The sequence below is a fragment of the Tildeniella sp. genome (assembly GCF_059505325.1).
Window position 1 is genome coordinate 57789 of sequence record NZ_JCACKI010000027.1, and the last position, 8899, is coordinate 66687.

Consider the following 8899-nt stretch of genomic DNA (forward strand, 5'->3'; position numbering starts at 1 on the left):
ATACAGTGGTTTTTGAGTTTCACCTCGACCTAAAGGGAGACTGGAGGTTTGTATGAGCGTGAAGTAGACCTCACTAGCATGACAACTCCCCACTTCGAGCCTGTATCTAGACCATCTAGCTGATGCAGAAGCCTTACAAGCTTATCTGGATCAACAACACGCTGAGAACCCAGACTTACGGGTTTATAAAGCTGAGGACGATGTAGCTGAAGCGATCGCAGACTACTTGGAGAGTAAAAGACAGCAAGAAGCCTCCTAAAACGGTCAATCTTTAGATCAAGGGTGGGCACTGCTGCTGGCTAACGTGCAGGGATGTCATGTCTATCTATGAAGTTACCCAACCCTGACCAAGCCGTTATCGACATGCAAAAGCTGACTAATTACTGCCTGAATCCAGAACATGCGGATGGACAACATAAAGCCTACGTTTTTCAAGCGGCATTAGGCATTCGGTTAGAAAACGCAATCGAGTTACGAGATGCTTTGTTACAAGCAGTTAAAAACGATGATGCTGTTCCAGGCAAATTGAATCAACATGGACAAAAATATGTCATTGATTTTTCTATGACTCGGTTTGAAAAGCTGGCAGTCGTTCGGAGTGCCTGGATCGTGCGCTATGACGAGAACTTTCCTCGGTTAGTAACTTGTTATATTTTATAAAGGAGGCTTAACAAATGAATTCACCAATGAAATTGTTGGATGTGATCGCACTGATTGAAGACTTGCCAGATCTAAGGCTGTATCGTGGGCAGGTTGGAACCATTGTCGAAGTGTACGAACCTGGCGTTTTTGAGGTTGAGTTCAGCGATACGCAAGGACGAACGTATGCGCTGGAAACATTAAAGCAGAAACAATTAATGGCGTTGTACCATCAACCGATCGCTGAAATCGTACCGCTCTAAAACGAATGAGTCAAATTTTACAAAATTTATTTAAGGCTTCCAATTTTTTAATCGACGCTGAATCCTACTTTAATAATCCTTGCGCCTCCAAAACTTGGTAGAGCTTTTCTCCTACATCACTACAGCTTTCTGGTGTGAACAGATGTGGTTCAAAGTTAGATGAGAACACACTCGATATAACTAGGGTTGCATCATGACTCGATTGAATTCGAGGAATTTGACTAGCTATTGATGCAATCTCACTATCAAATTCATCTGGAGGTGCGCCAGTTTTTAGAAGCCCATACGGATCCCATTCTTGTATGGTTGCACGGACTGTACCGAGCGCCAGGTCGTAATCGCGCTTTGTATTCACACGTTAAGATTCTTCATCAATTCTACTTGCTGAGCACCGAATAACTGGTTCACTCTTCACTCTTTGCTTCTAGTTCAGCCAACGCATAACGGGCGATCGCCAAACTTAAACGAGCCTGTTCAACCTCAGAAAGCGCGTCCCATTCAACAGAACGGACGCGATTGAGGGTCGCTTCAATGGGGGTGTCGTTGCCTCGCATAGCATGAGCAAGGGGACGTGCCAGGACGTATAAATCGTCTTCTGCCAGGTTGGGAAGTGCCTCTTGAACACACTGCACGAGCTGATCAGCGAGAGAGATGGAACTGGACAAAACGTGTTGGGCGCGGGTGGCGATCGCAGTCAATAACTGTTGGGGAACGCGGGTCGCAAAGCGCTGCATGAGGGATTCTTGGAGGGATGCCGTAGACCAAAGCTGATTCACCTGGGCAAAGAACACATTGGAACGGGTAGCGACTTCATCTACTTTCCAGTCATCCAGGGGTAACGCTTGCTCTAAGGCTGTAAAGAATGGTTCTGACTCAGGTGTCGCAGGGTTCCAGACGTAAGGAATCTTGGCATTCGGGTCTTCTGCAACCATAAACTTGTCTTCGGTAAGCGGTGCATCTCCCGTCCAGGAAGAACTTACACCTTCCGCATGAAGCAGTGCTGCCCACAGCGCTTGCTCAACATTAGCCTCTGAATTTGCTTGATTGTCGGAACACATTACTTTATTTTCCATAGCGAAACTCCTATCATGCACTGAAAAAATGACCTCGTTGGTGTGATCTACATGGGGATCGCTGTCCGTTCCGCAACTCGATCTAATTTACGTCATTTGGGTGAGAAATGTCTGCTCCAGAATGGACTTGAACGTCGGCACAGGGGCAGTTGAGGCTTCTGGCATTGAAGCCTTTAAACGGTAGAACTGCCTGGTGTGTCCAAAGCTGTGGTAAATTCCAGCGCCTCGTTTTGGGAACTGCCAAATTTTAATTGCGTACCCGGTGGCAAGGGTACTTCCTGACGATGGACTTTACGCCAGCTATTGGCTTCCACACCAGGCTCCAGCATCCAGGTGCCAAAGCGCGAAACGTCTTCGAGAAAGTAGGACGTTTCGGCATTACTACTGGGTTGCGACTGACGACAAAAAATGACGGCGTGTTTGCGCGAGACACCACCCTGATCTTCCTGTAGTACCAGATCGTTTTCGCCCCGATCGCGCCCGACTCGCATAAAGCCGTTCTGAATATGCCAAACTTTTGCAGTGACGAGCGATCGCAGGGCAGCATCGGGCTTGGGCTGTCCCAGGCGCGTAATGGGTCCTGGCATTGCGGTTAAGCCACCCTCAAGCGGCTGCAACAGTTCGCCATCAAATTCGGGATGCATATAGAGTACAGGCAGCGTCCATGCCTGTTGGTTGAAGCGATACAGCGTGAGCAGATGCTGACGGGCAACGGCAACTGCCTGATCGATTGGCACTCGTCCTGAGAGTGCTCTGGCAAACGCTTGAATAAAACTCAGCGCTTCTTCGTCAGTAATGGAATCACGCATTCCTAGAACGGCTGGCACGCCATGATGGATCAGCACCTCTGCGAGACTACTGCGCGGCATCGCCTGCGATCGCGAGACTGATGGTGTCACTGTGGAGTCTGCGATCGGTTCGTGATCGGGTTGGGCACCCCAGCAGGCATTAAAGACTGCTAGCTTCACTTGACAGCGAGTGAGCACTTGCGCCAGCTCAGTGCCATTCAAAGTCATACCAGGTCGCAAAAACAGCAGCCCACCGTCTGGAGCTGGAACACCGTGTCCCGCATAGAAAAACACGTTATAGGTATGCTTTTCAAGCTGACTGATCAAAGCGGCTGGCGTAGGTTGCACCAGCGTATCCACCTGACAGGGTGTAATTGTTGCGCCCCCAATACCACTGCTGCCAGACGTGGTTAGCAGGTGTGCCAGTACATGGGCTTCTTGCTCAAGCTGCAAGGTTTGTAGTGTTTCGGGATGAGCCGTACTTGCAGAGCCATGAGAAAAACCCGACGCTGGTTCAGAATCCTGACCCAACACCAGCAAAATCTTAAGAATGTTGTCCGATCGCAGCTCTGGCAACGGATGGACATCGCTGGTCGTGCGGCTAAACAACAGTTGCTGCTGAAGAGAAATGGGCTGTTTCCCCGCACCATCCTGCATAATTTCCCACGGCAACGCCACCAAGTTCGGATCACGCACTTCCAGCCGTAGCCGCAGCGGTTTCGATTGCCCCATCGCAATCCCCTGACTATGGTTGAGGCTACCCTGAATGGCACCATCAAAAAGCCACTGCCAGAGGCTCATTCCCAGGCTTTGCATCAACCGCCCCGACTGGCTGATGGGCGGAGTGGGAGCTGATGGCGGTGTCTCCAGTGGCAAGATGAGATTAGGAGGCAGGGCATCGACTTGTGAGACTTGCGGCACGTCCGGTAGGCTTCTGGTCGAAAACATCTCTTGCCAGCCGTCCCACAGATGCTTTAAGGACTCCGACCACAGACAGTCATGCAGAACATAACCCCCTGGATACGGAGCCTGTGTGACGTGAATCGCAAAGTGGTTGGCGGCGCGTAAAGGTGCGATCGCCAAATTCAAGCAGGGAATTTCAGACAAGGACATTCAAAGGGACGACCAGCCCATCACGACATCAGGATTGTTTTAAATAGTCTAGTCCGAGTTTGCCTCAGTTGATAGCAGGAGACGGGAGAAAGGATGAAAGCTAAAGGCTAAATTTCGAGTTTTGAGCTTCGAGTTTTGAATTACTTCTACCCTCTACCTCCCGCCTCCTACCCTCTGCCCTCTGCCTCCTGCCCTCTGCCTCCTGCCCTCTGCCTCCTGCCCTCTACCTCCTGCCTCCTGCCCTAATCCGTTGGCACTGGCTCAATCTGACTGGGACTAGTAATTGCCTTTTGCGGATGAAAATATGCCTCTAGTACTTGACGCACCATAGGGGCAGCGAAGGAACCACCACCACCACCGGAATTTTCGCCAAACGCAACGACGACGATTTCTGGTTTGGCAGTGGGCGCGAAGGCTCCAAACCAGGTGTGAGATTGCCGTCCGATATCTTCAGCGGTGCCGCTTTTGCCAGCGACAGGCGGCAGTGACGACACATCAAGCGCTGCACCCGTACCACCATCGACTACAGCACGAAGTCCTTCGCGGAGAATACGAATGGTGTCTGGCTTCAGGTTGAGGGATTCGCTCCAGTTTTGGGCAGCTTCGTTGTCTTTCAGCAGGTGTGGCTTGACCAAATAGCCGCCGCTGGCAGGTACGGCAAACATCACGGCAACCTGGAGAGGAGTTGCCTGGAGAAAGCCTTGTCCGATCGACATATTGACCGTATCGCCCAAAAACCAGCCTTCTTTGACTTCTTTGCGCTTCCATTCATCATCGGGCACGAGTCCGGGGCTTTCTTCTTCGCCCAGATCAATGCCTGTTTTGCGCCCAAAGCCGTAGCGTCGTGTCCACTGGATGAGGTTGCGATCGCCCACACCCATCCCAATCTGATAAAAGAAGGTGTCGCTACTCCACTGCAACGCGCCGACGAAGCCGAGCGGACCAAAACCAGCATGGTTCCAATCGCCAAATTCAATGCCGCCCACAGTCAGCGATGGGTAGGTGCCCAGTACCGTGTCTGGGCTGAACTTGCCTGTTTCTAAACCCGCTGTGGTGGTGACAATTTTGAACGTGCTGGCAGGTGGAAAGCCCTGCACAGCGCGGTTAACAAAGGGATGATCTTTCCTTTGCAGACGTTGCCACTGGGCATCGGTAATGCGGGTGGAAAATAAATTGGGGTCGAAGGTTGGACGGCTAACCATTGCAAGGACTGCGCCATTGGTGGGATCGATCGCCACGATCGCCCCTTTGCGATCGCCCAGTGCTGCCTCCGCTGCCTTCTGCAAATCCAGATCCAGTGTCAGTTGAACATCTTTGCCTGTTTGCGTAGGCTTTTTACCTAGCACTCGTACGACCTGCCCAGCGCCATCCACTTCAACTTGTTGCCCGCCCCATTCGCCGCGTAGCAGCGTTTCGTAGGTCGCCTCAATGCCCATTTGACCAATGACATCGCCCAGCCGATAGCCTTCACTTTTGCGCTTTTCAAGCTCACGATCGTCCATTTCGCCTGTGTAGCCAATCACATGAGCGGCTAGATCGCCGTTGGGATAATAGCGCACCGCCTCAGCATCCACCTGCACGCCTTCCATCTCGCCACCGTATTCTGCCAGCGCCGTCACCTGTGCTGGACTCACGCCCCGCGCAATGCGTACCAGAAATGGCGATGTATAACCTGCTTGCTCCAAACGATTTTTAATGTTCGCTTCCGGCACGTTGAGAATTTGAGACAAACGCTGTAGCGTGCTTGCCCATTCTGCCTTCTTACGCGCCAGGGGCCAAAGAAAGACCGAATGCGACAAACGGCTACCTGCCAGCATTTTGCCCTTGCGATCGACGATTTTGCCCCGCTCTGGTTGTCTTGGAATTAAGCGAATCCGATTATTTTCGGCTAGCTGACGATTGCGATCGCCCTCCACCAGCTGCAGGTAGGCAAGGCGGCTTCCAATGCCTGCCAGCAAGACCAACGAAATGCCCATCATGACCGCAATTGACTGGTAGCGTCGCCCCACAGTGCGGGATGTGGGCTGAGTCGTAATGGTGGACGGTTGAGTTAAAGTCATACAGACATCAGGGTTAGCGTTAACTGCAAACGGCTCGTCTGTTTGCGATAGTTGACGAGCATCAATGAGTCATTAAGCATTAAGTTGGGCAATCTAAAACAAGGCGCTGTTCCATCTGATGACCTCTTTGGATGCTGCAATGTAACGTTCACCAGTACCGTATCCTAAGTTAATTGGCTGTTAGAAAATTTTCTGGCATCGAACGTTGGGCGATCGTTTCAGGTTTAGAAGCGGTTATAAGGAGAAGCGTATGAAGTCAGCGCTAGTAAAATAAAACGATACGTACAATCCGTCACTTTATCAGAAGATGGACAAATCTCACTAAGTGTCGGCTTCAGAAAGCGTTTAGCGACACACTCAAACCCCTTCTTGCACCTCAATTGCACCTTGTGTACGGAATCAACCATAGGGAATTGCCACTATGTCTCAAACCATCACGCATAACCAGCGCTCTACGGCGACTGATACCGGGTTTGATGTTGAACTCCGTAAAGTTTTTAAGGTATTTAATGGTGAAACGGCTGTGCGAGGCGTTGACCTGGGCATTCGTCGAGGCGAATTTTTTAGCATTTTGGGTCCGTCTGGCTGCGGCAAGACCACAACCTTGCGAATGATTGCAGGGTTCGATTCTCTTTCCGCAGGAGAACTTTTGATCCAGGGTCAATTGATGACTCAGGTGCCGCCGTATCGCCGTCCGGTCAATACGGTCTTTCAAAGCTATGCGCTGTTCAACCATCTCACCGTGCGCGAAAACATTGCCTTTGGGCTGCGCATTAAGAAACGGAGTAAGGCAGAAATCATCGATCGCGTCCAGGAAGCGATGAAACTCGTCAAGATGGAAGCGTTTGCGACCCGCTTTCCGGCTCAGCTTTCTGGTGGGCAGCAGCAGCGGGTGGCGCTGGCACGCGCCCTTGTCAACCGTCCTGCCGTACTGCTGTTGGATGAGCCACTGGGTGCACTTGATCTGAAGCTGCGTAAAGAAATGCAGGTAGAACTGTCAAACCTGCACCAGGAGCTAGGATTAACGTTCATCATGGTGACGCATGATCAGGAAGAAGCGCTTAGTCTGTCCGATCGCATTGCCGTGATGAATCTCGGCAAAATCGAGCAAATTGATACACCTAACCGCATTTACGAGCAGCCGCAAACTGCCTTCGTGGCTGATTTCATTGGTGATACAAACCTGTTTCCGGCGAAAATTGAGGGCGCTCACCCCGCCATGCTTTGGATTACGACCACCAATGGGCTGAAGATGAAAGTCAGACCGCTTGAAACATCGACCCCGTTAACCTCTGGACAGGTTGTTGTCAGCGTGCGCCCCGAAAAAATTCACGTCACCCGTACCATTCCCACCGATGTGATTAATTGCTTTGAAGGGCGCTTGCGGCATGTGATGTACTTGGGTACCCACGTCCACTATGTGATTGACCTCGTTTCTGGCGATCGTCTCACCGTCATGCAACCCAACGCGATCGGCGAACTACCCGATGCCGATCTGCCGATCTACGTCCAATGGGCACCAGGCGATTGTCTGGCGATCCCAACGAATTGAGAGGCAGTTGTTGGTTGCTAGAAAGAGGCAGGAGGCAGGAGGCAGCATTAACCTAAGACCTAAAACTCAAAGTCTAAGACCTAAAACCTAAGACCTAAAACCTAAGACCTTCACCCCCCTGCTTCCCCATCCCCCTACCCCCTCACTCACTCACCCCCCTCACCCCTCTCCCCTTACCCATCGTGCCTCCCCCTCTCCCCTCACCCAACCTCACCAGAAACCGATCGCGGCGAGCATTTTTGCAGGCAGCGACTGGGGTCGTATCTGGGCTAACGCTTTCAAGCTGTGGCTGGACGCTGGCGGAAGTGCGCCCTTTGCAGCAGAGTGCTCGAACAGCCAATGAACTACGCATTTACACCTGGTCAAGTTATATCGACGATGCCTTGCTAGAAGGGTTTAGAGCACAGACGGGCGTAAAAGTGATTGCTGATACGTTTGACTCCAACGAAACCATGCTGGCGGCGTTTCAGGCAGGCAAAGGCGCGGCTTACAGCATCATTTATCCCTCAGATTACACGGTGGCAAAGATGATTGAACTCAAGCTGCTGCAACAGCTTGACCTGAGCCGTATTCAAGGTTTGGAGAATATTCTGCCAAGGTTCCAATCGTCCGTTCACGACCCAGGTAACCGTTACCATGTGCCCATTAGCTGGGGGACAACGGGCTTAATCTACAACAGCGCTAAGCTCAACCCGGCACCAACCGACTGGAGCTATTTATGGACACATCAGCAAACCCTGTCGCGTCGGATGACGTTGATTAACGATACGCGAGAGGTGATGGGCGCAACGCTGCGATCGCTCGGCTACTCTTATAACTCCAGCAATCCTCAAGAAATTAAACAGGCATACGAAAAACTGACGCTGTTGAAACCCGCGATCGCCTCGTTCACCACAGATGCATGGCGCGATCAACTCATTGCTGGCGATTTGCTCATTGCGATGGGCTACTCAGCCGATGCAATGGCAGTCACGCTTGCCAATCCCGCGTTGAAGTATGCGATTCCCAGCAGCGGCACCTCACTCTGGAGCGACACGATGGTCATTCCCAAAACTGCCCCCAACCCCGATGTCGCTTACGCCTGGATTAACTATGTTTTGCAACCGTCTGTTGCGGTTCAGATGACCGAGCGTCTCAACTTTGCGACTCCCAATCAATCGGCGCATGACCAGTTGCCTGCGCCACTGCGCGACAATGAAATCCTCTTTCCATCAGAAAACTTGTTAACCAAATGCGAGGGCATTGCACCGGTCAAAGAGGCAACTACGGAGCTTTATGAGAAATATTGGACACAGTTGAGTAGCAGTTAGGGATTGGTTTTTAGTCATTCGTTGTTAGTGGTTAGACAGAATGAGCAGTCAGCGGTCAGCGGTCAGCGGTCAGCGGTCAGCGGTCAGCGGTCAGCGGTCAG

The 8899-nt window shown here is 51.6% G+C and carries 9 protein-coding genes; 5 read left to right on the plus strand and 4 right to left on the minus strand.

Annotated elements, in window-relative coordinates; all coding sequences use genetic code 11:
- Positions 1 to 100: 100 nt before the first annotated feature.
- From AC5JO6_RS11355 to AC5JO6_RS11365, 3 genes are all read left to right on the plus strand, one after another.
- Positions 101 to 259 carry a DUF6887 family protein gene (locus AC5JO6_RS11355; protein ID WP_496081182.1) on the plus strand — a complete coding sequence of 53 codons (159 nt, stop codon included), beginning with the start codon at positions 101 to 103 and terminating at the stop codon, positions 257 to 259.
- Between the two features lie 68 nt (positions 260 to 327).
- Positions 328 to 660: a DUF6883 domain-containing protein gene (locus AC5JO6_RS11360; RefSeq protein ID WP_496081175.1), complete on the plus strand. Its 333-nt coding sequence runs from the start codon at positions 328 to 330 to the stop codon at positions 658 to 660.
- A gap of 26 nt (positions 661 to 686) precedes the next feature.
- Complete coding sequence (locus AC5JO6_RS11365; protein WP_496081183.1) at positions 687 to 902, plus strand: DUF4926 domain-containing protein; 216 nt, start codon at positions 687 to 689, stop codon at positions 900 to 902.
- 64 nt (positions 903 to 966) lie between these two features.
- On the opposite strand, the gene AC5JO6_RS11370 is transcribed toward AC5JO6_RS11365, so the two are convergent.
- The 4 genes from AC5JO6_RS11370 to mrdA form a co-directional block, all read right to left on the minus strand.
- Positions 967 to 1257, minus strand: a complete 291-nt coding sequence (locus AC5JO6_RS11370) for a DUF1871 family protein (RefSeq protein ID WP_496081176.1) — start codon at positions 1255 to 1257, stop codon at positions 967 to 969.
- Positions 1258 to 1306: 49 nt separating this feature from the next.
- Positions 1307 to 1975: a hypothetical protein gene (locus AC5JO6_RS11375; protein ID WP_496081177.1), complete on the minus strand. Its 669-nt coding sequence runs from the start codon at positions 1973 to 1975 to the stop codon at positions 1307 to 1309.
- Positions 1976 to 2148: 173 nt separating this feature from the next.
- Positions 2149 to 3876 carry a CHAT domain-containing protein gene (locus AC5JO6_RS11380; protein ID WP_496081178.1) on the minus strand — a complete coding sequence of 576 codons (1728 nt, stop codon included), beginning with the start codon at positions 3874 to 3876 and terminating at the stop codon, positions 2149 to 2151.
- A gap of 242 nt (positions 3877 to 4118) precedes the next feature.
- Positions 4119 to 5936 carry a penicillin-binding protein 2 gene (mrdA, locus tag AC5JO6_RS11385; RefSeq protein WP_496081179.1) on the minus strand — a complete coding sequence of 606 codons (1818 nt, stop codon included), beginning with the start codon at positions 5934 to 5936 and terminating at the stop codon, positions 4119 to 4121.
- Positions 5937 to 6357: 421 nt separating this feature from the next.
- On the opposite strand from mrdA, the gene AC5JO6_RS11390 reads away from it, so the two are divergent.
- Together AC5JO6_RS11390 and AC5JO6_RS11395 are read left to right on the plus strand one after the other, a co-directional pair.
- On the plus strand, positions 6358 to 7488 hold the full coding sequence (locus AC5JO6_RS11390) for an ABC transporter ATP-binding protein (protein WP_496081180.1): 1131 nt from the start codon (positions 6358 to 6360) through the stop codon (positions 7486 to 7488).
- Between the two features lie 179 nt (positions 7489 to 7667).
- Positions 7668 to 8798: a polyamine ABC transporter substrate-binding protein gene (locus AC5JO6_RS11395; RefSeq protein ID WP_496081184.1), complete on the plus strand. Its 1131-nt coding sequence runs from the start codon at positions 7668 to 7670 to the stop codon at positions 8796 to 8798.
- The last annotated feature ends 101 nt before the right edge of the window (positions 8799 to 8899 follow it).